The sequence below is a fragment of the Flavobacterium sp. 2755 genome (assembly GCF_031455715.1).
In the GTDB taxonomy this organism is placed as follows: domain Bacteria; phylum Bacteroidota; class Bacteroidia; order Flavobacteriales; family Flavobacteriaceae; genus Flavobacterium.
The window spans coordinates 546295-573119 of sequence record NZ_JAVDTG010000003.1 but is presented as its reverse complement, the minus strand read 5'-3'; the positions used below and the strand labels follow the sequence as shown (position 1 = coordinate 573119).

General features: G+C 32.7%; 26 protein-coding genes. 11 read left to right on the top strand and 15 right to left on the bottom strand.

Going from position 1 to position 26825, the window contains the following annotated elements:
- Positions 1-87 precede the first annotated feature (87 nt).
- The 8 genes from J2Y38_RS09830 to trmD all read right to left on the bottom strand — a co-directional run bounded on the left by J2Y38_RS09830 (position 88) and on the right by trmD (position 10792).
- Positions 88-2562 carry a T9SS type A sorting domain-containing protein gene (locus J2Y38_RS09830; RefSeq protein ID WP_309841763.1) on the bottom strand — a complete coding sequence of 825 codons (2475 nt, stop codon included), beginning with the start codon at positions 2560-2562 and terminating at the stop codon, positions 88-90.
- Positions 2563-2655: 93 nt separating this feature from the next.
- Positions 2656-3102, bottom strand: coding sequence for a DUF1572 family protein (locus J2Y38_RS09825; protein WP_309841760.1), 447 nt, complete (start codon positions 3100-3102; stop codon positions 2656-2658).
- A 44-nt stretch (positions 3103-3146) separates the two neighbouring features.
- On the bottom strand, positions 3147-3629 hold the full coding sequence (locus tag J2Y38_RS09820; RefSeq protein WP_309841758.1) for a GyrI-like domain-containing protein: 483 nt from the start codon (positions 3627-3629) through the stop codon (positions 3147-3149).
- Positions 3630-3635: 6 nt separating this feature from the next.
- Entirely contained in the window at positions 3636-4457 is an 822-nt protein-coding gene (locus tag J2Y38_RS09815) for a DUF4249 domain-containing protein (RefSeq protein ID WP_309841756.1), read from the bottom strand.
- A gap of 37 nt (positions 4458-4494) precedes the next feature.
- The gene (locus J2Y38_RS09810) at positions 4495-6876 is read right to left on the bottom strand and encodes a TonB-dependent receptor (protein ID WP_309841753.1); all 2382 of its coding nucleotides are present in this window, start codon (positions 6874-6876) and stop codon (positions 4495-4497) included.
- Positions 6877-7021: 145 nt separating this feature from the next.
- The gene (locus J2Y38_RS09805; protein ID WP_309841751.1) at positions 7022-9244 is read right to left on the bottom strand and encodes an NADP-dependent isocitrate dehydrogenase; all 2223 of its coding nucleotides are present in this window, start codon (positions 9242-9244) and stop codon (positions 7022-7024) included.
- Positions 9245-9527: 283 nt separating this feature from the next.
- Positions 9528-9878 (bottom strand): 50S ribosomal protein L19, encoded by a 351-nt coding sequence (gene rplS / locus J2Y38_RS09800; RefSeq protein ID WP_309841749.1) that lies wholly within the window; start codon positions 9876-9878, stop codon positions 9528-9530.
- 233 nt (positions 9879-10111) lie between these two features.
- On the bottom strand, positions 10112-10792 hold the full coding sequence (gene trmD / locus J2Y38_RS09795; protein ID WP_309841746.1) for a tRNA (guanosine(37)-N1)-methyltransferase TrmD: 681 nt from the start codon (positions 10790-10792) through the stop codon (positions 10112-10114).
- Between the two features lie 544 nt (positions 10793-11336).
- On the opposite strand from trmD, the gene tnpA reads away from it, so the two are divergent.
- The 8 genes from tnpA to J2Y38_RS09755 all read left to right on the top strand — a co-directional run bounded on the left by tnpA (position 11337) and on the right by J2Y38_RS09755 (position 17303).
- Positions 11337-11798, top strand: coding sequence for an IS200/IS605 family transposase (gene tnpA / locus J2Y38_RS09790; protein ID WP_309841743.1), 462 nt, complete (start codon positions 11337-11339; stop codon positions 11796-11798).
- Positions 11799-11829: 31 nt separating this feature from the next.
- Complete coding sequence (locus J2Y38_RS09785) at positions 11830-12735, top strand: archaemetzincin (protein ID WP_309841742.1); 906 nt, start codon at positions 11830-11832, stop codon at positions 12733-12735.
- Between the two features lie 5 nt (positions 12736-12740).
- Positions 12741-13274 (top strand): NAD(P)H-dependent oxidoreductase, encoded by a 534-nt coding sequence (locus J2Y38_RS09780; protein WP_309841741.1) that lies wholly within the window; start codon positions 12741-12743, stop codon positions 13272-13274.
- Between the two features lie 25 nt (positions 13275-13299).
- Positions 13300-14169: a sugar phosphate isomerase/epimerase gene (locus J2Y38_RS09775; protein ID WP_309841739.1), complete on the top strand. Its 870-nt coding sequence runs from the start codon at positions 13300-13302 to the stop codon at positions 14167-14169.
- 50 nt (positions 14170-14219) lie between these two features.
- A complete protein-coding gene (locus J2Y38_RS09770) occupies positions 14220-14567 on the top strand; it encodes a cupin domain-containing protein (RefSeq protein ID WP_309841738.1) in 348 nt (115 codons plus the stop codon).
- 202 nt (positions 14568-14769) lie between these two features.
- A complete protein-coding gene (locus J2Y38_RS09765) occupies positions 14770-15918 on the top strand; it encodes an MFS transporter (protein ID WP_309841736.1) in 1149 nt (382 codons plus the stop codon).
- 59 nt (positions 15919-15977) lie between these two features.
- On the top strand, positions 15978-16910 hold the full coding sequence (locus J2Y38_RS09760) for a peptidylprolyl isomerase (RefSeq protein WP_053471046.1): 933 nt from the start codon (positions 15978-15980) through the stop codon (positions 16908-16910).
- A 93-nt stretch (positions 16911-17003) separates the two neighbouring features.
- Positions 17004-17303: a cytochrome c gene (locus J2Y38_RS09755; RefSeq protein ID WP_309841731.1), complete on the top strand. Its 300-nt coding sequence runs from the start codon at positions 17004-17006 to the stop codon at positions 17301-17303.
- A 110-nt stretch (positions 17304-17413) separates the two neighbouring features.
- Here J2Y38_RS09755 and J2Y38_RS09750 read toward each other — a convergent pair whose 3' ends face one another.
- The 3 genes from J2Y38_RS09750 to J2Y38_RS09740 form a co-directional block, all read right to left on the bottom strand.
- On the bottom strand, positions 17414-17809 hold the full coding sequence (locus J2Y38_RS09750) for a GreA/GreB family elongation factor (RefSeq protein WP_309841729.1): 396 nt from the start codon (positions 17807-17809) through the stop codon (positions 17414-17416).
- Positions 17810-18197: 388 nt separating this feature from the next.
- On the bottom strand, positions 18198-18752 hold the full coding sequence (locus tag J2Y38_RS09745; RefSeq protein WP_309841727.1) for a thioredoxin family protein: 555 nt from the start codon (positions 18750-18752) through the stop codon (positions 18198-18200).
- Between the two features lie 167 nt (positions 18753-18919).
- Positions 18920-19813 (bottom strand): alpha/beta hydrolase, encoded by an 894-nt coding sequence (locus J2Y38_RS09740; RefSeq protein ID WP_309841724.1) that lies wholly within the window; start codon positions 19811-19813, stop codon positions 18920-18922.
- Between the two features lie 128 nt (positions 19814-19941).
- On the opposite strand from J2Y38_RS09740, the gene J2Y38_RS09735 reads away from it, so the two are divergent.
- Entirely contained in the window at positions 19942-20277 is a 336-nt protein-coding gene (locus J2Y38_RS09735; protein WP_309841721.1) for a tRNA-binding protein, read from the top strand.
- 242 nt (positions 20278-20519) lie between these two features.
- Here J2Y38_RS09735 and J2Y38_RS09730 read toward each other — a convergent pair whose 3' ends face one another.
- The 4 genes from J2Y38_RS09730 to J2Y38_RS09715 form a co-directional block, all read right to left on the bottom strand.
- A complete protein-coding gene (locus tag J2Y38_RS09730; protein WP_309841720.1) occupies positions 20520-21074 on the bottom strand; it encodes an alpha/beta hydrolase in 555 nt (184 codons plus the stop codon).
- An 18-nt stretch (positions 21075-21092) separates the two neighbouring features.
- A complete protein-coding gene (locus J2Y38_RS09725) occupies positions 21093-21923 on the bottom strand; it encodes an alpha/beta hydrolase (RefSeq protein ID WP_309841718.1) in 831 nt (276 codons plus the stop codon).
- 146 nt (positions 21924-22069) lie between these two features.
- Positions 22070-22438 carry a PUR family DNA/RNA-binding protein gene (locus J2Y38_RS09720; protein ID WP_053471040.1) on the bottom strand — a complete coding sequence of 123 codons (369 nt, stop codon included), beginning with the start codon at positions 22436-22438 and terminating at the stop codon, positions 22070-22072.
- A gap of 69 nt (positions 22439-22507) precedes the next feature.
- Positions 22508-24286 carry an ABC transporter ATP-binding protein gene (locus J2Y38_RS09715; protein WP_309841717.1) on the bottom strand — a complete coding sequence of 593 codons (1779 nt, stop codon included), beginning with the start codon at positions 24284-24286 and terminating at the stop codon, positions 22508-22510.
- Positions 24287-24490: 204 nt separating this feature from the next.
- On the opposite strand from J2Y38_RS09715, the gene J2Y38_RS09710 reads away from it, so the two are divergent.
- A complete protein-coding gene (locus J2Y38_RS09710; RefSeq protein WP_309841716.1) occupies positions 24491-25597 on the top strand; it encodes an amino acid dehydrogenase in 1107 nt (368 codons plus the stop codon).
- A 290-nt stretch (positions 25598-25887) separates the two neighbouring features.
- Complete coding sequence (gene nusB, locus J2Y38_RS09705) at positions 25888-26799, top strand: transcription antitermination factor NusB (protein WP_053471037.1); 912 nt, start codon at positions 25888-25890, stop codon at positions 26797-26799.
- Positions 26800-26825: the final 26 nt, after the last annotated feature.

Here is a 26825-nt window from a genome sequence, read left to right as displayed (position 1 = left end):
AGATATTCGTAGAGGATATTGTGATTTAATTCGCTTTTGCAAGTGCCATAACGGTATAAAAAAATGCCCTCTTTATGAGGGCATTTTCTAGTTTTTAAAAAATTTCTTTGTTGTTATTTCTTTATTTGAGTTTATTCGAATAAAATAAATTCCTTTATTTAAACCTGAAATATCTATACTTGAAAATGTTTTTTGATTTTTAAGATTTAATACTGATTGCCCAAGAATATTAAATATTTCTATTGAGTTTATCGATATATTTTCGTCAGCTTCTATATTTAAAACATTTGAAGCGGGATTTGGATGTAGGATAAATGAAGATTTATTATCGTTTAGTTCAAAATCAGGTATTGCTAACGTATTTTTATTTCCAAGTAATCGAATTGTTCCGTTAACCCAGGTATTTTTATATTTAGTAAAATTTCCGGTAACAAGAAGGCTTCCGTCTTTTTGAAATTTTATCGTATTAATATTTCCATCAAAAGCATCACCGGCGTCAAACGTATTATCTATTTCTCCGTTACCTAATAATCTTTTGAAATCATTTTTTGATGAATTGGTTGTACTTTCTAAATTAGTAAAAAATATAATTTTATTATCCGGCTGTATTACTATTCCTTTGGCATATTGCGGTACAATACCAGAAAAATAATTCTTAAATGATTTGTCGACAGTACCATCTGTATTTAAACGTTTTATAACGCAATTTTTTTTAAGTATTTCATCTAATTCGAATTTACCGCCAACTATAATTTTTCCATCAGATTGAAGACCTAAAGAATGTATATTTCCATATACAGGATCTGCCTGAAAGGTATTGTCTAAAGTTCCATCAGTATTAAATCTGACTATTTTATTATTTTTAATTCCATCATAAGTAGTGAAATTTCCAGCTGCAACTATTTTTCCGTCAGGCTGAAGAATTGCTGTGTTGCAAATGTTGTCAAAGTCTTTTATTTTATTAAATGTAATATCTTTAGAACCGTCTGCATTTAATCTTATAAGACTAGGAGAATCAGTTTTAATAACTACTATTTTTCCATCCGGTTGTAATAATAAATTATTTATGCCGCCATAAGTAGTTGGAAAAGATTTATCAATAGTAAAGTCAGCGTTATATCTTATTAGACCGCCGCCATTTCCTTTCGGTTCGATTTTAAATACAATTATTTTACCATCTTGTTGAGCAATTCCCTTTTTAAAATAATTTTTTTCATTTAATGGAGCTCCAAAAACATTGTTGTATAAAGCACTATTAGTAATTAATTTTCCATTTTTATCTAGCAGTTTTAATCCATCATGATATTTTGTGTTATGAATAGTGTTACTATATCCTAAAACAACAATATCGCCATTAGGTTTTTCTATAATATCGTTTCCTGCAAAATAGGTTGAGGGTTGAGAAATCTCATTAATTTTAGATGTGTTTAAATCTACTTTAATAAACTTATGATAGCTTAAAATTCTGCCATCTAATCTGGTTTCATTATTAGAACATATCAATAATTCATTGTTTGGCAATAATAAAACTTTGCTTCCGGTAGTGTTTGCATCTAGTTTGGCAATTTGTGAAGGATCTACACTTCCATCTGTGTTAACTGATATTAAATCGAACGTTAATATTTTATCATTAGGAAATAAAATAAAATCTTTTACGGTAGCTCGAGGCGTTCCTGGATAAACATATTTGAAAGATTTATCTAGAGTTCCATCAGCATTGAATCTTATAAAACCACTTACGTCAGAAGTCTTAAAAATATTAAAACATCCGCCAAATAATATTTTATCATCACTTTGAATAGCTAATTTACAGTCATCCATATTGCTATATCCTGAAATATTTGATACACAAATTGATTCAAATTCGTCAATAGTTTTAAAAGAAGTGTCTGTACTTCCATCTGCATTTATTCTATTGATACTATAGCTGCGCCCAGAAGCACCAACTATAATAATTTTTCCGTCCTTTTGCACGTCAAGTTTATATAAAAGAGGAAGCTTAGCAGTTTGATTAAAAGTTTGATCAAATGTTCCGTCTGAGTTTAAACGTGCCACACTTTTTAAGCCGATACTTCCACCTGCTAGTATCTTTCCATTGGCTAATATCTTAACCACCTTTATATTAGAAGCACCAGAGAAACTAAATGTATTATCTAATGATCCATCGTTATTTAATCTAACAATTCTTCCAACTGATTTGCCATTATATCTTGCGAAATCTCCACAGACAAGTATTTTTCCATCTGGCTGAATTGCAAGATTTCTAGGAGGTGTGTCAAAACTGGTTCCTATATTAAAGGTTTCGTCAACAGATAAATCTTTGTTTAATCTTATGATGTTTTTACCAGGCGTAATTAAAATATCATTATATGAGGTATAGGAGCATGAATTTCCAACGACCACTATTTTTCCGTCAGGTTGTGCCGCAAATTCTCTTGTAAATAAAGTTAATTTTGGAAGTACATCTCTGGAATCAAAAGTTGGATCAGGATCTGAAGAAATTTGTGCTTTTGCAAAAGATATAATAAAAAGAAAAGAAAACAGAAAGTATTTTTGTTTCATATAGTTGGGTTTAAAATGCAAATATATTAATACTTTCCTGTTAGCCTTTCTCTTTTAAATAAATTATAATTATTCTTTTAACAAAATTCTAAGTTAGAAATCAAGTAACCTTCTATGATAATTTATCTGCCCAACATGATACGCTAAATGTGTTGAAAGATGAACTAAGAAAAATCCGGTTGTCATTTCTTTTTCAAAAACAATCTCAGGATATATTTTGCTTAAATCTTCTTCAGTTAAGATATCCAGCACGTCATTTACAACTATAATTGTATTTTCGATTTTATCGATTAATTCTGATTTTGGAATATCTTTAAGAGAAAATTCTAAAGGACGATTTCGAATATATCCTGTTTTTCCAATTTGCGCTCCAATGTAGGTGTTTAGATTTCCAACTAAATGCAGCGTAAGATTTCCGGCAGAATTAGAAACGTTTTTATCAATTGCCCAAATTTGCTTTTCGAATTCGTATGATTCAATTTCAAATTTGAGTTTATTTAAATCCCTGTTAAAAAGTATTTTTAGTGTTTCGATTAACATATTTTTTATTTGAAGATTAAAAAGAATAATTTGTAGGCAAGCGTTTAATCTCTGTTTTTTATCGGAATCCAGATTTCTTCTTCTGATTCCGGATCTTCTTTTTTGTACTTATGATCCATAACGGCAAAATGCGGCCTGTCGTCAACTGTGTATTTTGAATTCGGAAGCCATTCTGCAAAAATTGTGTGATAGGTTTTATGTCCTTCTGAAGCAGGACCGTAATGTATAAAAACGGCATATAAACCATCTGGAATAATTAAAGTTTCCATTTCTAATGGAACTTCGTCATAATTTCCGACTTCTACAGCAGCCCATTTTTGAAATGTTTTGCCTGGATCAAAGTCATCAAAATGACCGTGAGAAAACACTTCAAGTGAATATAAATTCTCGTTAATGGTATTTTTGATTTGCTTTCGTTTTGGCATAAAATTACTCCACAATTGAAATGTTTTATTTTCGATAAATGACATTTCAATGTATTGTCCGATCAGTTTTTTCTCGGTTAAAGTTTCAATTCTGGCTTCCATGTTTTATTATTCTATTTTGAATTTTTTTGTCTGACTTTCGCTAAGCGAAAAATAACCTAAAGGATAATTTGCTTTATCGGTTGTATTGATGATGTTTCCTTTTACGGTTGCGGGCGGCGATTGAAAAGGCCCGCCAACATTACTGCCGGCAATACTTACCAAAATATTCATGTAATTATAGTATTGCTTTGAAATGCCGAAATGTGTTATTTCTAATTCGTCTCCAGCTTTAAGTTCATCATCATCAGAAACACTGAAGAATTCATTTCCCTGAAAAAACTTATCTTCATCAACATAAAAATTAGAAGTAACTTTATTAGAGTACACATATTTGTATAAATAGAAATTGTCTACATCTGCGGGATCATTAAAATAAGCTCTTATTTCGATATCTTTTCCTGTAAATCCGCCTTCGTTATTTTGTTCAATATGCGTAATTGGCGCAACAGATTTTAAAGTTTCAGAGGCTGTATAGGTATTTCCTCCGCTAATAACGGTTAGTGTATAAGTTTCATTAATTTCAGGTGCAAAATTATTACAGAGATAGCGTCCCGTTTTTGGAACTTCGGTAAAATTAAATTGCACGTTTTTACTGTTCCTAATATAAATAGTTGCTCCGGAAACCGTTGGAATTACCGATTCAAAATAACCAGTAGTTGTTGTTAATTTTACAACCTGTTGTTTTCCTGTCGTACCTTTTTGCCAGTTTATGGCCGCTTCGATTACTAATTTTGGAGGCGCGGTATCCAGCTCAACATCTACAACATCTTCACAGCTTGTGAAGAAAACCGAGGTAAATAAGACGATTAATGCGATTATTTTTTTCATACTATATCTTTTTATTTTCTTTACGGAAATGAATTTTTTAAAACTTGAAATTATAACTAACTGCCGGCACAACTCCGAAGATGGATAATCGTACCGCTTCATTTAAACCTGTGTCAGCATTTTGCCTAAAATTGATTGAAGCTGCGTTGCTTCGGTTATATAAATTATAAATGCTGAAAACCCATTCACCTTTCCAGTTTCTGCCTTTATTGCTTCTGGGTGTTAAAGTTGCCGAAATATCTAAATGGTGATAAGCCGGAAGACGATTTTCATTTCGAAGGCCGTAACTTGGAACTGTAATTCCTAAATATTCATATTGCGAGTTCGGATATGTAACCGGCTGCCCGGATTGCAAAGCGAAGTTAGCACCAAAAGACCATTTTTCGTTTAAATTATAAGCAGACGTTATGGCTAAATTATGTGTTTTGTCGTAAGGAGTACTATACCATTGCCCGTTGTTGATTCCAATTTCTTCCGGAGTTCTTCCAGGCGTTTGCTGTTCTGATTTTGATAAAGTATACGAAACCCAGCCATTGAATTTACCTTCATTTTTTTTAACCATAATTTCTAAACCATAAGCACGCATTCTTCCGTTCAGGATAACTTGTTCGATGGCATTATTGGCAATTAAATTGGCACCGTCAATATAGTCTAATCTGTTCTGTATTTTTTTGTAATACGTTTCAACTTCCAGCGAATAAGCGCCTTCTTTTATATTTCGGAAATATCCTAAAGCAACCTGATCTGCAATTTGAGGTTTGATATAATTATCACTTGGCATCCAGACGTCAAGTGGAGTAGGAGATGAAGTATTTGAAATTAACTGAAGATACTGCGCCATACGATTGTAACTCGCTTTTATGGATTGATCATCATTTAATTGATAGGATATCGAAAGTCTTGGTTCGAAATTATTATAATCCTGAATTACTTTATTTTTACCGAAATATTTTGTTGAAGTTGGAACTCCTTTTTCATAAACTTCTGTATCTGAATTGAAAACTACCGGATTATTATTGTCGTAATAATTAATAGTTGAAGAACCCAAGCGATAAAATAAACTGTAACGTAATCCATACGCCAATGTTATTCTCTTCGAAAGTTGATTTTCGGCATCTAAATAAATCGAAGGTTCAAACGCATATTTTTTATCCAATTGATCAGGATTAATTCCAGAAGTAGTATTACTTGGAATAATAGTTCCCGGATTGAATTCGTAGTAAATACCATTTAAACCATAATTCAGTTTGAATTTATCTGAAATATAATGTTTGAAATCGTATTTGATATTATAGTTCTGAATTCCCGAATCCCATTTAAACCCAACATAATCCAAGTCAAGTCCGTAATAATAATCGCTGTAAATAAGAGATAAATTAGAGAATAATTTATCAGAATATAAATGATTCCAGCGCAGGTTTAAAGTTGAATTTCCGTAAATATTAGTAAAACTTTTGTTTAAGCTGAAAACATCTCGGCCAAAATATCCCGATAAATACAAATTGTTATTATCGTTTAATTTATAACTCAGTTTAGCATTTAAATCGTAGAAATAAGCCGAATTGTCTTTGTTGTCTTCTGAAAGTTTTAAAAATAAATGGGCATAAGATCCTCTTCCGCCAATTAAAAAAGAACCTTTGTCTTTTACAATTGGACCTTCCAGAAGCAATCGGCTTGAAACTAAACCAATTCCTCCATTCATGTGGAAATTTTTACTGCTTCCGTCTTTTTGGTAAATATCTAAAACAGAAGAAGCTCTTCCTCCAAATCTCGCCGGAATTCCGCCTTTATACAATTTTAAATCTTTAATCGCATCAGGATTAAAAACTGAGAAAAATCCAAAAACGTGAGAGGAATTGAAGATTGTTGCTTCATCTAACAAAATTAAATTCTGATCTGCACCGCCGCCCCGAACATTAAATCCAGAAGCGCCTTCGCCTGCATTTGTGACTCCGGGAAGTAATAAAATTGATTTTAAAACATCCACTTCGCCTAAAACTACGGGCATTTTTTTTATGGTTGAAATGGAGAGTTTGTTAACGCTCATTTCTGGCGATTTGATATTTATTTTTCCTTTCTTATCTGTAATGACAACTTCCTGAAGTTCTTCGCCGCTTTCGCTGATGGAAAAATTGTTTTTGGTATTTTGGTTTAAAATGATAGTTTGCTGAATAGTTTGATACCCCACATAACTAATTTCGATTTCATGCTCGCCGCGAGGAACTGTAATAGAATAAAATCCGTATTCGTTTGTCGTAGTTCCTATTTTTAAAGCCGGAATATAAATATTGACACCAATTAAGGTTTCGTTGTTTTTTGAATCTTTAATAGTACCGCTTAGCGTAAATTTATCCTGAGAAAAAGAATGAAGTGTGGTAAAAATAATGATAAGAAGGAAACTAATCTTTTTTGTAATCATCTTTTTGGTTTTGAGTTACATAGTTAGCGATTCTTACTAAATATTAGAGTCCAACTATTGTTAAACATTAGTTAAGAATAAAAAAGGGCAGCTTATAAAAGCTGCCCTTTTTGTCTATATTTTAAAAATACACAACGTGCATTTCTTATTTTATTTTTGCAATAATTGCATTGAATGTTTCACTAGGACGCATTGCTTTGCTTACTAACTCAGGAGTTGGCTGGTAATATCCGCCAATGTTTTGAGCTTTTCCTTGTGCACCAATTAATTCTGCATCGATTTTAGCTTCGTTTGCTTCAAATTCTGCAGCAATAGGAGTAAAGATCGCTTTTAATTCTGCATCTTTATTTTGAGCCGCTAAAGCCTGAGCCCAGTAAAATGCAAGGTAAAAGTGAGAACCACGGTTATCAATTTGTCCAACTTTACGAGCTGGAGATTTATCGTTTGCTAAGAATTTATCGTTAGCCTGATCTAAAGTTTCAGATAAAACAATTGATTTAGAATTATCTAAAGTTTGTCCTAAATGCTCTAATGAAGCACCAAGAGCTAAAAACTCTCCTAATGAATCCCAACGTAAATATCCTTCTTCTGTAAATTGCTCAACGTGTTTTGGAGCAGATCCTCCAGCACCAGTTTCGAACAACCCACCACCGTTCATTAACGGAACGATAGATAACATTTTTGCAGAAGTTCCTAATTCTAAAATTGGGAATAAATCTGTTAAGTAATCACGTAAAACGTTTCCTGTTACAGAAATAGTATCTAAACCTTTGATGATTCTGTCTAAAGTAAATTCAGTAGCAGCAACCGGGTTTAAAATACGGATATCTAAGTTTGTAGTATCGTAATCTTTAAGGTATTTTTGAACTTTTACGATCAATTCTCTGTCATGCGCTCTGTTTTCGTCTAACCAGAAAACAGCCGGAGTGCTAGATAAACGAGCTCGGTTTACAGCTAGTTTAACCCAGTCCTGAATAGGAGCATCTTTTGCCTGACACATTCTGAAAATATCGTTTGTTTCAACGTTTTGTTCCATTAAAACAGTTCCGTTTGCATCAACAACACGAACAACACCGTCACCTTTTATTTGGAAAGTTTTATCGTGAGATCCGTATTCTTCTGCTTTTTGAGCCATTAATCCAACGTTAGGAACACTTCCCATTGTTTTAGGATCAAAAGCACCGTGTTTTTTACAGAAATCAATAGTTGCTGTATAAATACCAGAATAAGAACGGTCTGGAATAACTGCGATTGTATCTTGTGCCTTACCATCTTTGTTCCACATTTGTCCAGAAGTACGGATCATTGCCGGCATAGAAGCATCAACAATAACATCAGATGGAACGTGTAAGTTTGTAATTCCTTTATCAGAATTAACCATTGCTAAAGCTGGTCCGTTTTCGATAGCTTTCGTAATGTCAGCTTCAACTTCAGCCTGTTCAGGTCTTCCGGCAATTTTTGCGTAGATATCACCTAAACCATTTCTTGTGTCAATATTTAATTCTGCAAATAAAGTTTCGTATTTTTTGAAAAGATCAGCAAAATATACTTCAACGATAGCGCCAAAGATAATTGGATCTGAAACTTTCATCATTGTAGCTTTCAAATGCACAGAAAGTAAAACACCTTCTTTTTTAGCTTCTGCAATAGCATCAGCAGCAAAAGCTTTTAATTTTTTTACACTTAAAACAGAGCTGTCGATGATTTCACCAGCTTTAAGCGGTGTACTTGCTTTTAAAACAGTTGTAGTTCCGTCTTTTGCAACAAACTCGATTTTTACATCGTTAGCTTCAGCAACAGTAAGTGACTGCTCACTTCCGTAAAAATCACCGTTTGGCATAGAAGCCACTTTAGTTTTTGAATCAGCAGACCATGCACCCATTGAGTGTGGATTTGCTTTTGCAAAGTTTTTAACGGCTCTTGGCGCTCTACGATCAGAGTTTCCTTCACGTAAAACAGGGTTTACAGCAGAACCTAATACTTTTGCATATTTTGCTTTAATTTCCTTTTCAGCATCGTTTTGCGGATCTTCCGGGAAATTAGGAACGTTGTAACCGTGAGATTGTAATTCAGCAATAGCAGCTTTTAATTGTGGTACAGATGCTGAAATGTTTGGTAATTTGATGATGTTAGCTTCTGGTTTTGTTGCTAATTGACCCAATTCAGCAAGAGCATCTACTGTTTTTTGAGCATCTGTTAAAGACTCAGGAAAATTAGATAAAATTCTTCCTGCCAAAGAGATGTCTCTAGTTTCAATAGCAATACCAGCTGTTGAAGTAAAAGCCTGAACAATAGGTAATAAAGAATAAGTCGCTAATAAAGGCGCCTCATCAGTTAAGGTGTAAAAAATTTTTGAATTCTGTGTCATTTTTTTTTTTTTTTTATAATCGTGTCGTCAAAGAATGGCGATGTAAAAGGTATGAGTTGGCTCAAAATGAGCGGAGCAAATATAATAAAAACAGTCCGAAAACGGTTTAGTTTTCCTGATAATTGCTGAAATTATCAGATTGCTAATACGATTTCGTAAAATTGCTAAATCGATGATTTTGATATTAAAAAATTACGGTTTTGATATTGCTTAAAATAGAGTCATAAAAAAAACTCGTTTCAAATAGTATGAAACGAGTTTTTTATAACAGATTGATAAATGATTATCTTCTTTTATCTTTAATCTTAGCTTTTTTACCAGTAAGTTCTCTGAAGTAGAAAATTCTAGCTCTACGAACTGCACCTTTTTTGTTGATTTCGATTTTTTGTAAAGCTGGTAAGTTTACTGGGAAGATACGCTCAACTCCAATAGCTCCAGACATTTTACGAATCGTGAAAGTTTCTGTGTTACCAGAACCTCTTCTTTGAATAACAACTCCTTTAAAAAACTGAGTTCTTGTTTTTTCACCCTCTTTAATTTCGTAGAATACTGTGATAGTATCTCCAGCTCCAAATACAGGGAAATCTTTTCTAGCAACGAATTCGTCTTGAACGAATTTTAATAAATCTGCCATGATAATTTTATTATTATAGTTTTAATAGAGTAACATTCACGGATCTCGCCAGAGGTTAGTCTAATTCGGGTGCAAATGTAAAAAATAATTATAAATTATGAATTATAAATTTGAAATTATTTTAAGTTGTTGATAAAATGATGTTTAAGGGCGTTTTTTGTTTCAAGTTTCAGGTTTCAAGTTGTTCTTGTGTGAGAACTTGAAGCAAAAAAAACTTTAAACTTGAAACAACTTTAGTTTCCTTCTAATAAATCCGGACGTCTGTTTTTTGTATGTTCGTAGGCTTTATCTTCGCGCCATTTATCTATTTTGGCAAAATGACCGCTGGTTAAAACTTCCGGAACTTTCCATCCTTTATAATCGGCAGGCCTTGTGTATATTGGTCCTGAAAGTAAATTGTCCTGAAAACTATCGGTCAACGCTGAGGTTTCATCACTTAAAACACCAGGAATTAAACGGATTAACGCATCTGATAAAACTAATGCGCCCAATTCTCCGCCAGATAAAACGTAATCACCAATCGAAATTTCCTTAGTAATAAAATGATCTCTAACACGCTGGTCAACACCTTTATAATGTCCGCATAAAATGATAATGTTTTCGTACATTGACATTTTGTTGGCCATTTTTTGGTTTAAAGTTTCACCGTCGGGAGACATATAAATTACCTCGTCATACTCACGCTGACTTTTAAGATGCGTAATACAATCATCAATAGGCTGAATTGTCATTACCATTCCGGCACCGCCGCCAAAAGGATAATCGTCTACACTTTTTTGTTTATTAGTACTGTAGTCACGAAGATTATGAAAATGTACTTCGACCAAGCCTTTATCAATGGCACGTTTCATAATCGATGCCTCAAAAGGGCTTCTTAATAATTCAGGTAAAAGTGTAACAATGTCAATTCTCATTTTTTCTTCAATAATTTGGGCAAAGATACGAAGTTAAAAATGAAGATGTAAAATGTATAGTCCCTACGGGACAAAAAATCATGTTGATACAAATTTTTCTACCAATATTATGTTCCTAGCGGAACAATTTGTTTTTTGGATGTATAGTATTTAATGAAATAATATTATTGATAAAATTTCACCATTTTTATTGAAACTCAGGAATTAGATTAGGTGTATAGTCCCTACGGAACAAAAAAACGTACCGATATTTTTTCTACCGATATTTTGTTCCTAGCGGAACTTTTTAGCATAATCTCATTTCAATAAATTCCAATTAAAATCAATACAATATCCCGCTAGGGATAAAATATCGGTAGAAAAAAAATGGATCAACATTCATAATGTCCCATTAGGGACTATACATTTCTATTAAAATAAAAAGAAAGAATATTCTTTCTTTTTTATATATTTGAAAACGATCAAAAAATATTCCGCTAGGAATAACATATCGGTAGAAAAATAATATTTAAGAAAAGATGTCCCTTAGGGACTACACATTATTATGGCAAATACCTATACACAAATCCACATTCATTTTGTTTTTGCTGTAAAATATAGACAAGCGGCTATACATACAAACTGGAAAAATGATTTATATAAATACATTTCTGGAATTATTAGAAACAACAATCATAAGGTTTTAGCAATCAATGGTGTTTCTGATCATGTTCATATTTTAATCGGGATAAGACCGGCACAATCAATATCTGAATTAATGAAAAGCATAAAGCAAAATTCTTCCAAATGGATAAACGAAAATAAATTCACCAATATTCATTTTGAATGGCAGGAAGGCTATGGAGCATTTTCATATAGTAAATCTCAATTAAGCGCAGTTGCTGACTATATAGAGAATCAAGAAGAACATCATAAAAAGAAAACTTTTAAAGAGGAATACATCAATTTTCTCGAAAAATTTGAAGTTGATTATGATGAAAAGTTTATTTTTAAGGAATTAATCTAAAATTGGTTTTTTAATTATATCCAAAACGTAAATGAAAAAAATAACCTTCTTCATTCTTATATTATTATGCGCTTGTAACAAGGAAAAAGCGAAATTAACCTCAAAAGAAGCTCCAAAACAAATTCCAGAAGAAGCGTCTTATTTTAAAGACATCAAAACTAATGATGTTAAATTGCCGAAACCAAGTTATGGAGATTGGCTGTTTTCTCATCCTGAAGATGGACAGACTTTCGAACAATATTTTAGATCTAAGCATATTGTTCCTACTAAAGAGGAGAATATTATTTACATAAAACCGATTGGGAATTTTAATTCCCTGCAAAAGAAACAGATTCAGCTTGTTAATGAGTATTTAGAGCTCTTTTTTCAATTAAAAACAAAAACATTAGAACCAATTTCTAATGATATAGTTCCAAATTCTGCAAGAAGAATGTCTACGGAAGGTCATGAACAATTACTGGCAGGATATCTTTTAAATGATATATTAAAAGAAGAAAAACCGGAGAATAGAATTGCATTAATGGGACTTTCAGAATTGGATTTATATCCTAAACCGGAATGGAATTATGTTTTTGGACTTGCTTCCTATAGAGATAAAGTAGGTGTAAGTTCTATTTACAGATTTCAGGATGGTGAACTTACAGCAGAAAATTTTGATTTATGTTTAGTAAGATTACTAAAAACGAGTTCTCATGAAATTGGACATATGTTTGGAATGCACCATTGTATTAATGCTGATTGTGTAATGAATGGTACTAACAGTTTATCTGAAACTGATAGAAGTACGATACGATTGTGCTCTGTCTGCCAGAGAAAGTTAAATTCATGTATTCAATATGACAATAAAAAGAGATTAACCGACTTAGACAATTTTTTTAAAAGAAATAACCTGACTGAGGAATCTGATGCAATGAAGAAAGATATTTCAGTTATCTAATAAAAATGAAAGCGATAAAAATAGTTGCCATAACAGGCAGTACAAGAAAAAAATCAAGTAATTATAAAATTCTAAAATATATTTCAGAACATATAAAACCGAATTTTGAAGTTGAGATTTTTGAAGATTTAGATCGAATTCCACATTTTAATCCAGATCTAGATACAGAGAATCCGCCGGAAGAAATAAGTTTGTTCAGAAATAAAATAATGGAGGCCGACGGAATTATAATCTGCACTCCGGAATATGTTTTTAGCCTGCCCGGAAGTTTAAAGAATGCTTTAGAATGGTGTGTGTCGACTACTATTTTTTCTGATAAAAAAGCTGGATTGATTACCGCTTCTGCTTCTGGAGAAATGGGACATGAACAGCTTTTATTAATTATGAAAACCCTTGAAGCTAAATTTGACAATAATACACAGCTTTTAATTCAGGGAATTCGTGGTAAAATTGATGCTGAAGGAAAAATTATAAACGAAGAAACAGAAATTGCGCTTCAAAACTTTATAAATAATTTTGAGAATCAATTTTTATATTAGATTTACTTTCTAAAATTTGATCAAAATGGTTACAAGAAGAAACTTTATTATAAACACAAGTCTGGCTGCTACGGCTGTTCTGGCTTTACCGTCATTAGCATTTTCTATGAATAAAAAAGAAATTGGTTTGCAGTTATATACATTGCGTGAAGAACTTCCGAAAAATGTAAAAGAAACTTTAGAAAAAGTTGCTGCGTCAGGATATACAAATGTAGAAACGTATGGTTTTTCTATTAAAGATCAGTTTTGGGGATTGTCTCCAGTTGAATTGAAAAAGATATTAGACGATAATAAATTAAAAGCAGTTAGCGGACATTATAATTTAGGGAGTTATTTATATGACGGAAATACAGCGGAATTAATTGCAGCAATTGCAGCCGCAAAGATTTTAAAAAATGAATTTTTAACCGTTCCGTGGATCGATGAACCTTTTAGAAAAATAGAAGATTATAAAAAGATTGCGCTGCGTTTGAATCAGGCCGCAAAAATGTGCAAAGAAGTGGGGTTAAAATTAGCGTATCACAATCATGATTTCGAATTTCAAAAACATGATGGCGTTACGGGTTATGAAATCTTATTAAATGAAACTGATAAAAACCTGGTTTATTTTGAACTAGATTTATACTGGGTAGTTCGTTCGGGAAATGATCCGTTAAAATTATTCAAAGAAAATCCGGGGCGTTTTAAATTGTGGCATGTAAAAGACATGGACAAAACAAATCCGGCTTTAAACACCGAAATTGGTTCAGGATCAATTGATTTTAAGCCTTTTTTCAAAGAGGCAAAACAATCCGGAATGGTTCACTTTTTTGTAGAGCAGGAAAATAATTATGCTGGAGATTCTTTTCAATCCATTAAAACAAGCTCTGATTTTATTTCAAAAGAATTGATCTAAAACCAAACCATTAAAAAGCCTTATTTTTGTAAAAATCAATTTTTAAAGTTATGTCGAATATAGGAACAAGCAAAGAATTTATAAAAGGAGACGAAATAGAGTGGGAAGTAGTTGGTGAAGGAATCAAACGTAAAATCCTGGCTTTTGATGATAAAGTGATGCTTGTAAATGTTCATTTTGAAACTGGCGGAATTGGCATTTTACACGAACATTATCATTCTCAGGTAACGTATATCGCAAGCGGAAAATTTGACGTAACTATAAGCGGTGTTACACAAACTTTAAAAGAAGGCGATAGTTTTTATATTCCGCCTCACGCAATTCATGGAGTTGTTTGTTTAGAAAGCGGCATGCTTACAGACGTTTTTAGCCCCGCAAGAGAAGATTTCTTAAAATAAATTATAAAGAAAATCAGTAAATATCCGCGTCTTCGCGATAGCGAATCTGCGTCATCCGCGTTCTAAAAATTGACGCATATTAAACGGATTCGCTATCGCGAAGACGCAGATTTAGACAGATTTTATAAAAAAAAATAACTTTAATTATAAATATTGATGGTATTTTTGCAAAATGAATTTATCTAAAACCAACGTCCTGTTTATGGCAGTTTGCACTGGTCTTATAGTCGCAAATCTTTATTACTGCCAGCCTTTAATTGTTTTAATTGCCAATGAATTTAAAATTCCAGAAGCCAGCGCCGGAACTATAACGTATTTAACTCAAGCGGGTTATGCTATTGGGTTATTTTTTATGGTGCCGCTTGGTGATAAATTAGAACGAAAAAAGCAGATTTTAATCACCACTTTCGCCTCTGTAATTGCATTATTGATTGCAGCAACAGCAAAAAGTTTTCTTATTTTACAAATTGCTTCTTTATTAATCGGAATTACTTCGATTGTACCGCAGCTTATTTTGCCTTTAGCAGCTTCGTTAAGTACGCCAGAACAGCGAGGAAAAGTTATCGGAACTATTATGAGCGGTTTATTAGTCGGAATTTTGCTTTCCAGAACTTTAAGTGGTTTTATTGGAGAAGTTTTAGGCTGGAGATCGATGTTTTATATCGCCGCCGGAATTTGTCTTTTAATCTTTTTCGTAATTCAGAGTAAATTCCCGGTAAACAAACCACAGTTTCAGGGAACTTACGGTCAATTAATCCAGTCTTTATTTACACTTATAAAAACACAGCCGGTTTTGCGTGAAGCTACGGCAATCAATGTTTTTAGTTTTGCTCAGTTTGGAGCTTTCTGGACTACAATGGTATTACTGCTTTCTGGAGAACCGTTTCATTTTAATAGTGCCACAATTGGTTTATTCGGAATTGTTGGTGCATCGGGAGCTTTAGCCGCACCTTTGGTTGGGAAAATTGGCGATAAAGGAAATTCAAGAATTGCAGTTGGTTACGGCTGTTTATTAATTCTAATAAGCTTCTTGATTTTTTATTTTTCAATAGAAAGCGTAATCGGAATTGCGATTGGAATTGTATTTATTGATATCGGAATTCAAGGCGTTCATATTTCAAACCAAACCAGAGTGTATTCACTATTGCCAGATGCCAGAAACAGACTAAACACAGTATTTATGTCGTTTAGCTTTTTGGGAACTGCTGCGGGATCTGCCTACGGATTATTATTGTGGAAACTGGGCGGATGGCACGCTGTAACAATTGGCTGTATGGTTTTATCTGCACTATCATTAACTGTTTACGGACTTACTTATAAATCATCCCGAAGTGTCGGGACTAAAAAATAGAAAGCACAAATTGATATAAAATTAATTTGTAAATTTGCGTTCAATTAAAAAATAACAACATGGAAAACGGAATATACGCTAAATTCAACACAAGCAAAGGTTCGATTTTAGTTAAACTTACACACGACTTAACACCAGGAACCGTAGGGAATTTTGTAGCTCTTGCAGAAGGAAATATGGAAAATAAAGTAAAACCTCAAGGACAAAAATTCTATGACGGATTAAACTTTCACAGAGTAATTCCTGATTTTATGATTCAGGGTGGATGTCCTAAAGGAACTGGAACTGGAGATCCGGGATATAAATTTGATGATGAATTTGATCCAAGTTTAAAACACGATCGTCCGGGAGTTTTATCTATGGCAAATTCAGGACCTGGAAGTAATGGTTCTCAATTTTTTATTACACACGTTCCAACTCCTTGGTTAGACGGAAAACATAGTGTTTTTGGTCACGTTGTAGAAGGACAAGATGTAGTTGATGCTGTTGCTCAAGGTGATGCTTTAGAGACTTTAGAAATCATCAGAGTTGGAGAAGAAGCTCAAAAATGGAATGCTATTGAAGCTTTCATTGGTTTAAAAGGTGCTCGCCTTAAACGTGAAGCGGCTTTAAAAGCAGAATCTGAAGCAAAAATGGAACAATTAGCTGCTGGTTTTGATAAAACAGAAAGCGGTTTACGTTACAAAATGATCCAAAAAGGTGAAGGTAAAAGAGCTGAAGCTGGAAAAACAGTTTCTGTTCACTACGAAGGATCTTTAGAAAACGGAAAAGTTTTCGATTCATCTTACCCACGTAAAAAACCAATCGAATTCAAATTAGGAGTTGGACAAGTTATCGAAGGATGGGACGAAGGTATTGCTTTATTACAAGTTGGAGACAAAGCTCGTTTTGTAATTCCATCTGATTTAGCTTACGGACCATCTGGAGCTGGAGGAGTTATCCCGCCAAATGCAACTTTGATTTTTGACGTTGAATTAATGGACGTAAAATAAGGATTTACAAGCAATTTAGTATTGTTTTAAATAGCAATCCCATTCGCAAGCCGAATGGGATTTTTTTTATATTTACTATAAAAACCAGAGACAATGAAAAATTTTTTAATCCTTGCAGCACTTGCTTTATTTGCAGTTTCCTGCGGAACTCAAAAAACAACAGCTGTTGCAGCTACTCCTGCCGAACCTGCAAAAACGGTAGCATTAACTCCTGAATTAGAAGCAGGTAGAGATTTGTATGAAAACAATTGCGCAAAATGCCACAAATTGAAAGATCCAAAGAAATATACAAAAGAAGAATGGGGACCAATTTTGGTTAGAATGGGCAAAAAAGCTAAGTTAGATGAAACCCAAATGGCATCAATTTCAAATTATATTGATTCACAATTGTAATTCTGTATCTTAAAAAAACATAACAAAAAACCTGTTCAAATCATTGAACAGGTTTTTTGTTTTCAAATAGATATAAAAAAACACCTTCACAAAATGAGGTGTTTAAAAAGTTAGGAATGATGTACAGCCGTATTGTCTACCGCGATAATTTTTAAAGTTTTGATACCAGCCGGCATTTCCCAGTCAACTTCGTCATTTTCTTTAAAACCAATAATAGCAACACTTAAAGGTGCCAGAATTGAAATTTTTGATTGCTTTATATCTGCAGATGAAGGTAAAACAATCTGAATTTTCATTTGCTTCTTCGCTATTACGTCTTCAATCGTTACAACAGAATTGATTCTGATAACGGTGTTGTCGAGTTCGCTTTCCTTGCTTATTACAGCACGATCCAGTTCTTGCGAAAGTTGATTTGCTTCTTTTGTATTTGTCGAATTTTTACTTTTTAAAATCAATTCCCTTAAAAATTGATAATCTGATTTACAGAAAGTGGGTGTTGGTTTCATATCTATATTGAATTTATTGTTTTAAAAATTTGAATGATTTTTCTTCTTTTATGCTTTCTAAAGCGAGTTGTAGCTCAGCTTGTTAAAAACAAGATAAACGTGTAAAGTATTTAGTTTGAAAAACAAAAAAGTATCTGACCAAAACTTAAATTTTGTCAAATAAGTAAATGTTTAAATTGATGTAAATCCTCCGCCTGAAAGAAGAATTGAAATAGACGGAGGCCTAATTAATAAAGGCCTTACTATGTGAAATAAATACAGCCGAAAGCGGTTTTCTCTTACAAGAAAACGTAGATCTAAAAACTGTGAATATTGTTATAGTGTTCACAATGAGTGATTTTAATTATGATCTGCAAAGATAGGTAAAGTTTTTTGATTCTTACAAATTTTATTTCCATTTGATATTACAGCCAATGCTTGGCTTCTGAATTTCATTTAAAATTCGGTTGTAAATCAAAGCGTCAATGGCATTTCTTAAATCAGTTCCACTTAACGGAATTCCGTTTCCCGGTCTGGAATCGTCTAATTGACCTCTGTAAAACAATTTATCCTGATTATCGAATAAATAAAAATCGGGCGTACAGGCTGCATCGTATGCTTTTGCTGTTTCCTGCGTTTCATCAAACAAGTAAGGGAAATCAATTTTATGCTGTAAAGCAAAATCAGTCATTAATTCTGGAGAATCCTGCGGATATTTTACAACATCATTACTTGAAATAGCAATAATACCAAGTCCCTGAACGCGATAATCATTAGAGATCATCACAATTTCATTAATAACATGAAGCACAAAAGGACAATGATTACACATAAAAATAACAAGTGTTCCTTTTGATCCTTTTAAATCCTCAAACGAATAAATGTGATTCGAATTTGTATCTTTTAGATAAAATTCTGGAGCAATTGTCCCAAGCGGAATCATATTTGAAGGAGTGCGTGCCATTTTTACAGAAATTAATATTCAAAAATAGCTTTTAAATTCTGTATAAAAAAGAGCACAAAGAAGAATAGCCCACAGATTTAACGAATTAAACCGATTCTCACAGATTAAAATTAATTTCAAAACTTAATAATCTGTTTAATCCGTTAAATCTGTGGGTCATATTGTTTTTATGAATTCAAAAATTCAAGTAAATCTTCATTTAATTTATCTCTGTCAGTATAAAACAAACCATGCGGAGCGCCTTCGTAAACGATATACGTATTATTTGCAATAGCTTCTGATGCTTTTTTAGACGTTAGATCGATTGGAACAATTTTATCATCATTTCCGTGAATGATTAAAGTTGGAACTGTTATAGTACTTAATTCGTCTCTAAAATCAGTAAATGAAAAAGATTCGGCACATTTTAAAGTTGCGTGTGGCGAAGCAAAAGAACAAAGCATTCTGTAATATTCTAATAAAGCTGTGCTTAACGGTTTATTGATAATATTTACGCCAAAGAATGTCTTTCCGAAATTATCAACAAATCCAATTCTGTCTTCCTTGATTGCTGCTGCGGTAGTTTCACTTTTTTCTCTTGGATGTCCGTCTGGATTATCTTCTGTTTTTAATAAAAAAGGAATAATCGACGAAATCAAAGCTGCTTTTGCAACACCTTTCCCCTGATATCTGCTAAAATAACGAACCACTTCGCCGCCGCCCATTGAAAATCCAACCAAAGTCACATTTTCTAATTCCAGCTGATTTATAATTTCGCTTAAATCATCCGTTAAAGTATCATAATCATATCCTTCCCAAGGCTGTGACGATTTACCAAAACCACGGCGGTCGTAGGCAATTACACGGTAATTATTTTTAACCAAATATTCAACCTGATATTCCCACATTTCGTTAGAAAGCGGCCATCCGTGAATTAAAATAACTGGTTTTCCCTCTCCATAATCTTTTACATAAAGCTTTACGTTTTTGGCAGTTTCAATGAATTTATCTGTATTTAATTGATGGATATCAAAATCTAAATCTCTTAGAGTCGGATTGGCATTTATTACACTATTTTCCATTTTTATATTTTTTACTAATTAGTTACTAATACATGTCTAGTAAAATTAAATAGAGTCTAAAAAAATAGGTTATAGAATTAGTTGTATTACTTACAAAATTTATAGGTTTGTAAATAAACAATTTTAAAATGGATTTAACCTGGAACGAATTTGAAAGAACAGATATGCGCGTAGGAACAATCATCGAAGTAAATGATTTTCCCGAAGCCAGAAAACCTGCATTTCAACTCACCATAGATTTTGGTACCGAAATTGGCATCAGAAAATCATCTGCACAAATTACAAAACGCTACAAAAAAGAAGATTTAGTAAACAGACAAATCGTAGCGGTTGTAAATTTCCCTAAAAAGCAAATTGGAAAATTTATGAGCGAATGTCTGGTTCTCGGCGCTGTAGGCGAGGAGGGAGATGTGATATTATTATCTCCTGATTTTAAAATACCAAATGGTCTTCGAATAGGGTAGTTTTAGTTTTAGTTTACAGTCGCAGTCTCAGTTTTAAGTTTGCCACAGATTTCACAGATTAAAAGGATTTTGATGTTGAGGTGAATTTTTGCCACGAATTACACTAATTTACACGAATTATTCTTTAAACCCTAGCTTTGTGATCTTTATTGAATCAAAGATTCAGCAAACTTTAAATAAAAACTTTGCGAACTTTGCGTAATACCTTTGCGTGCTTTGCGATTAAATTCGCTTGCAAAGCTTTAGTTTTTAGGATCTATTTTTGTAATTAATTGTTGTAAAATCAACTGTCCTTCTTCCCAATATCTTAAATCAGAGTCAGAGTTAATATGTCCTTGTTCTCCAACGTTTACAAAATCACTTCCCCATTTTTCGGCGAAATATTGTTTTCTTTCAAATAAGGCGTAAGGATCATTTTCGCTCGCCACAACTATCGACGGAAAAGACAGTTTATAAAGCGGCATTGGTGCAAAATTTCTAATAATATCTGGTGTATGTTCAGGTGAATCAACATCGGCTGGAGCAACTAATAAAGCGCCGATAATATTTTTATTAGAATTGTTTTCTGCCCAATGTAAAACTAAAGAAACGGCAAGACTGTGCGCTACTAAAATCGTTGGACTTTCCAATTTAGAAACAGCTTCGTTTAAACGAGCAATCCAATCTTCGCGAACAGGCTCGTCCCAATTGTCCTGAACCAAACGAATTGAATTTTTAAATTTTTCATGCCAAAAGGTCTGCCAGTGTTTCTCTCCAGAATTTCCTAATCCCGGTAAAATTAAAAGTTGTGTTTCCATTGCCGTGGAATTATATGTTTATTTTTTAGTTTGTTTTTCTTTTAAAATTCGGTTGACTTCGTTTAACAATAACGGAAAACCAGGTTCAGTCATTCCGTGGCCATAGCCGTCTAATTCATAAAGTTTAGTCTGTGTATGACCAACTAATTTCATCATTCGTGCCATGTATGCGTTTTCTTCATATCGGCCTAACATTTCCAGTTCACGATCTCCGGTAATTAATAAAAGTGGCGGAGCATCGGCGCGAACGTGGTATAAAGGCGCAAAAGCATCAATTGTAGGTTGTTTTTCCGGGATTCCGTTTTCTCTTCTAACTTCAAAATGCGTAATACATTGTCCGCTAAACGGAATAAGCCCTGCAATTTTATTAGCATCAATTCCTTCTTTTTGCAGCCATTTTTTATCTAAACCAATCATCATATCTAAATATCCTCCGGCAGAATGACCAGAAAGAAATATTAGAGAAGAATCACCACCATAATTGCTGATATTATTAAATGCCCAGGCAACAGCTGCTGCAGCATCTTCAATTGCTTTAATAGTTTTTGCTTTTGGAGACAATCTATAATTTACGCCAATAATGGCATAACCTTTATTTTTTAAAGCTTCGGGAATTTCTTTATTTCCACCTGTTAAACCTCCGCCATGAAACCAGACAATTGTAGCAAAGCCTTTTGTGTTTTTTGGGTAATAAATATCCAGAACACATCTTTCATTAATGTAACTGTCGGATTTATTTATTTCTGAAGAATAATATTGAATGTTTGATTTTGTTTCATATTCTGTTTTTTGAGCAGATGCTGAAAAAGTAATCAAAATGAAACTAAGTAATAGAATTAATTTTTTCATTTTATAAGAGTTTGAATAAATCTAAAATCTAAAGTCAGAAATCTAAAATTTGGATCTTCGACTAAAATTATAGAATTTAAAAGTATAAAAAAAGTCCAAAAATGCTGCACATATTGGACTTGAACTTTTAGAAAAGTTATATAAGATTAAATATCGTCAAAATCAATATCAGTAAAGCTAGATCTTGGTGTTTCAGCCTTATCAGAACCGTATTCTTTTTTAAAATCTTTTTGATGTCTTTCAGAGATTACTTCTTCACCTTTGTGGTTCAAAACGTATGAAGTCATTTCTTCTAATATTTCGGCAAAAGCACTAAAATCTTCTTTGTATAAATAAATTTTGTGTTTTTTAAAGTGAAAAGAACCATCTTCTTCTGTAAACTTTTTACTTTCGGTAATCGTGATATAGTAATCGTCAGCCTTAGTAGCTCTCACATCAAAGAAATAAGTTCTTCTTCCTGCTCGTAATACTTTAGAAAAAATCTCTTCTTTTTCTAACATGTCATTTTCTCTCATAATACGTTCTATCATTTTTGGTAATTAATAGTACTCAAAAATCATAAAAATTTATCGATTACGCAACAATTAAAGTAATTCTTTTTCCGAAAGTTGTTTTAAATATAACGATGCATAGTAACCTTCCTGATTTATTAATTGATTATGAGAGCCTTGTTGAATGATTTCGCCATCCTCAATAATGATGATTTTATCAGCGTTTTTGGCAGAAGATACTCGGTGACTGACAATTATCGTAGTCTTATCTTTACAAAATTCAAACAAATTATGTAGGATTGTTTCCTCAGTTTCGGTATCAACAGCAGACAAACAATCATCAAAAAGTAAAATCGCCGGATTTTTTATAATGGCTCTTGCGATCGATACACGCTGCTTTTGTCCGCCAGAAAGTGTAATTCCTCTTTCTCCTAAAATAGTATCGTATTGCTTGTTAAATGCAATGATATTATCATGAACCACAGCATTTTTTGCAGCATTTACAACTTCTTCATCAGTTGCATTTTGGTTTCCGAATTTGATGTTATTTTTGATGGTATCCGAAAACAAGAAAGCATCCTGAGGAACAATTCCGATGCTGTTTCTTAAATCGTTTAAATTTAAAGAACTGATTTCGTTTTGATCAATTGTAATTCTACCATCGGTAACATCATAAAGACGGGAAATCAAAGATAAAATAGTAGATTTTCCGGAGCCGGTTTTTCCTAAAATGGCAAGTGTTTCTCCTTTTTTTACCGTGAAACTTACATTTTTTAAAGCTTCAATATTAGTATCTTCATACGTATAACTTACATTTTCAAAAGCAATTGAACCTTGTATATCTGATGCATTTTGATTGTTGTTTTTAATCTCCGGTTCGATTTTCAAAAACTCATTTAAACGTTTTTGAGAAGCCTCTGCTTCCTGAACCATAGACGAAACCCATCCAAGAGAAGCAACAGGCCAGGTTAGCATATTTACATATAAAATAAATTCGGCAATTGTACCAATATTCGGAATCGTTCCGTTGATGTACATTACGCCTCCAAAATAAATTACAACCAAATTACTGATTCCGATAAGAGCAATCATTAAAGGCCCAAACAGCGACTGAACTTTGGCTAAATCTAAACTCTTGCGTTTACTTTCATCCGAAAGATTTATCATATTATTTTGATGCTGATTTTCTAAAGAATAAGCTTTTATAACTCTGATTCCTGAAAATATTTCCTGGGTAAAACTCGAAACCTTAGATAAATACTGCTGAAAAGTAGTGCTTCGTTTATTGATTTCTGAGCTTAATTTAAAAATACAATAAGACAAAATTGGCAATGGTAAAATTGTATACAATGTCAGCAAAGGCGAAACATTATACATATATAATATTACAATGGCAAAACGAATAAACGTATTTATGGTATACATTACCGCCGGGCCTACATACATACGAACCTTAGAAACGTCTTCACTAATTCTGTTCATTAAATCTCCCGTACGGTTTTGTTTGTAGAAATTTTGAGAAAGGTTTTCGTATTGTCTAAAAACCTCATTTTTTAAATCAAATTCAATATGGCGAGACATTACAATTAAAGTCTGGCGCATTAAAAAAGTTAAGAATCCTCCAACAATTGCACTTCCGGTGATTAAGAGCACGTTATGAATTAATTCCTGCTGATAAAAGTCTACAAGCATAGAAGATTTTTTATCGGCATCGGATAGTTTTAAAAACTTTTCGATAACGTCAAAAGAATGGCTAACCAGCTTGGGAGTAAATAAAAAGAATATTTGTGCGATTATGGTGATTAAAATTCCGAAGGAAAAACTGAATTTATATTTAATGAAATATTTGTTTAAATAGCTTAATTCTTTCATTTTTTTAAGAGATTCAATATTGACTTGATTTAATTTTATGAATTATTCTTAATTAAAAGTATAATAAAATGCAATCTAATCAAAATAAATATTTTGTATAATTGTTATTTTAAAGATAAAAAATTAGCACATGTATATTTTTTGTTTATGTTTGAGTTGTCTTTTTGACAAATTCATAATTTTAAACAACTAAATAGTAACGCTATGGATGCAACTTTCGCAACTGGAAAGGAACTTCAAAAAATGGATCCTGTTTTTGGTCAATTATCTTTTGACGATCACGAACAAATTGTATTTTGCAATGACAAAGATACAGGTTTAAAAGCAATTATTGGTATTCATAATTCAGTTATGGGGCCAGCTTTAGGAGGTACTAGAATGTGGAATTACAATACTGAATGGGAAGCATTAAACGATGTTTTACGTCTTTCAAGAGGTATGACTTATAAATCTGCAATTACCGGTTTAAATATTGGTGGTGGAAAAGCAGTAATTATTGGTGATGCTAAAACGCAGAAAACTCCTGAATTGATGCGTAAGTTTGGTGAGTTTGTTCACTCTTTAAGCGGAAGATATATTACAGCTGAAGATGTTGGAATGGAAACTAAAGACATGGATACTGTAAGAGACGTAACGCCTTATGTTACCGGAATCTCTGAAGAAAGAGGCGGATCTGGAAATCCTTCACCTGTAACAGCTTACGGAGTTTATTTAGGAATGAAAGCTGTTGCTAAAAGTCAGTTTGGTTCTGATGTTTTAGATGGTAAAAAAGTTTTGGTTCAGGGAATTGGACACGTGGGTGAAACTCTGGTTGAGTATTTAACTAAAGAAGGAGCACAGGTAACAATTACTGATATTAACGAAGAAAAATTATATCAGGTTGCTTCAAAATACAATGCGACAATTTATACTGGTGAAGATTTATATACAGCAGATGTTGATATCTATGCGCCTTGTGCAATGGGAGCAACAATTAATGATGATACAGTAAACAAAATTAAAGCTAAAGTTATTGCTGGTGCAGCAAACAACCAATTAGCTGATGAAAATGTTCACGGTCCAAGATTACAGGAAAGAGGAATTTTATATGCTCCTGATTTCTTGATCAACGCTGGTGGAATCATCAATGTTTATGCTGAATTAGAGCATTATGGTAAAGCTGAAATCATGGCTAAAACCGAAAATATCTACAATACTACTTTAGAAATTATCGATTATGCTGTGAAAAACGGTATGACAACTCACAAAGCTGCACTTACAATTGCTCAAAATCGTATCGATGCGAGAAAAATTGAAAACGCTAAGAAATAATTAGTGTTCAGTGTTCACTTTTTTTAGTGTTCAGTTATAGTATTCAGTCTCAGTTTACAGTTTGGTCTGTAAACTGAGATTTTTTTTCTATATATTTCAACTGATCACTAAATCCTGAAAACTGATCACTGAAAACTGCAACCGACCACTAAATTCTGAAAACTGACCACTAAAACCATGACTTTTTTGCGAATTAATTTTAAAATATGCCTTAAAAGTTATACTTTTGCAGACTAATTTTTAAATGTTCTTACAAGGTGGTAAATAGAAGACACATACGCGTTAAAGTAATGCAATCCATTTATGCAATGCACCAAAGCGGTTCTGATAATATGGAAAAAGAAGAGAAATTTCTTTTTTACAGTATTGATAATATTCAGGACTTATATCTTATAATGCTTTCTTCATTGATTGAAATTTGCAAAAAAGAATCTGTATTCTTGCATCTTTCGAGCAAAAAACATCTTGCTACTGCAGCAGAACGTAACCCGAACGAAAAGTTCATCAAAAACAAAATCTTTCAGCTTCTTGCCGAAAGTAATTCCCTTAGCATCGCTTTAGAAAACCGTAAAATCAACAACTGGTCATTAAACGACGATTATATTATTTTGCTTTTAAATGATATTAAAGCAAGCGATTTGTATAAAAAATACATGAGCAATAATGTCAATACTTTTGAAGAAGACAAACAATTTATTGCTGATTTATTTGCTGAGGTTATTGTTCCAAATGACAAATTATACGAATATTTAGAAGATGATAAATTGACTTGGGTTGATGATATTCCGGTTGTAAATACGCATATCATTAAGCAATTGAAAGCAATTAAAACCGAAGATCCAGATGATTTTAGAGTTCCTAAATTGTATAAAGATGTTGAGGATAAAGATTTTGCTAAAGATTTATTTAGAAGAACAGTTTTAAACGAAGCTGTTTTAGCAAAAGAATACGACGATAAAACGCCAAACTGGGACAGCGAAAGGATTGCCGAAATCGATACGATTATCCTGAAAATGGCAATTTGCGAATTTTTGAAATTCCCTTCAATTCCTGTAAAAGTAACTCTTAACGAATATTTAGAAATTGCAAAAGAGTATTCTACACCAAAAAGTAGTATTTTTATCAACGGAATTTTAGATAACCTTGTAAAAGAACTTACTGCCAATAAAAAGATGGTAAAAGTAGGTCGAGGTTTAATGTAAAAATAAAAGAAATTGTGCTGTCACTC